This window comes from Actinomadura darangshiensis, assembly GCF_004349235.1.
Taxonomy (GTDB): domain Bacteria; phylum Actinomycetota; class Actinomycetes; order Streptosporangiales; family Streptosporangiaceae; genus Spirillospora; species Spirillospora darangshiensis.
The window spans coordinates 1-1680 of record NZ_SMKY01000606.1; the positions used below are offsets into that span (position 1 = coordinate 1).

Below are 1680 nucleotides of genomic sequence, written 5' to 3' on the forward strand. Positions count from 1 at the left end.
GGAGGTGGGCTTGTAGGTCTGCTTGGGTCTCGCCTGCCCAGGCCACGTGGCCGTCGGGGCGTAGGAGGGCGGCGGGGGCGTCCAGGTCTTCGCTCACGTCTACGACATGGTCCACGCGGTCTTCCCAACCGGTGAGTGAGAGGCGGCCGGTCTGGTCCAGGAGAAGGCCGCGGCCGGCGTGCATCTGCTCGTAGAGGCGGCCGCGCTTCAGCGGGACGTCGCGGACCCGGCGGCCGAGCAGGGCGTGGCCCTCGCCGAAGTCGTAGCGGACCCGCAGCGCCGTGATCTTCTCGATCAGGTACCGGTTCACCTCGTCGAAGTCCATCAGCTCGGCCAGGAGCCGCCGGACCGCCTGCGCGTTCGGGTCGGTCGACATCACCTCCTTCTGCGCGCGAGTGTTGTCCAGGACGTCGGCGGCCACGGGATGCCGCTCGGTCTGGTAGCTGTCGAGGAGTCCGTCCGGTGCCCAGCCGTTGATCTCGGCGGCCAGCTTCCAGCCGAGGTTGAAGGCGTCCTGGACGCCGAGGTTGAGGCCCTGCCCGCCCAGCGGCAGGTGGACGTGCGCCGCGTCGCCGGCGAGCAGCACCCGGCCGACGCGGTAGTGCTCGGCCAGCCGGGTGGCGTCACCGAAGCGGGACAGCCACCGCGGTGAGTGCACGCCGAAGTCGGTGCCGGCGAACACCCGCAGCTGCCGCTTGACCTCGTCGAGGGTCGGCGGGACCCTGCGGTCCGCGGCCACTCCGTCGGCGGGCACGACGACGCGGTACAGGCCGTCCCCGGCGGGGCCGACGCCGAAGTTCAGGTTCGTCTTGCGGACCTCGGCCACCACGGCGGCGAGGGTCTCCGGGTCCTCGGTCACCCGCATCTCGCCCAGCAGCGTCTCGGACCTGGTGGGCTCGCCGGGGAAGCCGACGCCGAGCCTCTTGCGCACCGTGCTGCGGCCGCCGTCGCAGCCGACGAGGTAGCGCGACCGCAGCCGGGTGCCGTCGGCCAGTTCGGCGGTCACCCCGTCCTCGTCCTGGCTCACCTCGACGAGCTCGCAGCCGCGCCGGATCTCGGCGCCGAGCTCGGCGGCGCGCTCGGCCAGCAGGCGGTCGGTGACGGGCTGCGGGATGCCGAGGACGTACGGGTGCGAGGTGTCCAGCCGGTCGGGCGACGGCTTCGGGATGCCGGCGAAGAAGCCGCCGAGCGGGTACTTCTTGCCGTGCGCGAGGAAGCGCTCCAGGATGCCGCGCTGGTCCATGACCTCGATGCTCCGCGCGTGCATCCCGAGCGCGCGGACGAACTCGACCGGCTTCGCCTCCTTCTCCAGCACGAGCACGTGCACGCCGTGCAGCCGCAGCTCGGCCGCCAGCATCATCCCGGTCGGCCCGCCCCCGGTGACGATCACGTCGATCATGAATACCCCCGTCGATTTCCGCAGGTCGTGGCCCTGCGCCGACGATTGTGCGGTACGACCGGGGCCTTGCCGCAAGCCCCGGGGTGCGCTATAGATTGATAGTGGCAGGGAGTGCGACTCCTTGCCTTTCTTATTTGCACCCCTCGCCCCCGCCGCGACACCCACCCCACCCGAGGGGGCGTGAGATTGTCGGGGGGTGGTGAGCGACAGGGAAGTCGAGGGCGGCGTCGCCGTTCACGAGGTGCTCGCGGTGCGGGTGCTGGTCGGGCTCGGTGCCGCCG

General features: G+C 71.8%; 1 protein-coding gene. It reads right to left on the bottom strand.

The window, feature by feature from the left end:
• Nucleotides 1–1399, bottom strand: a 1399-nt coding sequence (gene rox, locus E1293_RS46860) for a rifampin monooxygenase (protein WP_132206582.1), incomplete at its 3' end; no start/stop codon positions are given.
• Between the last annotated feature and the right edge of the window lie 281 nt (nt 1400–1680).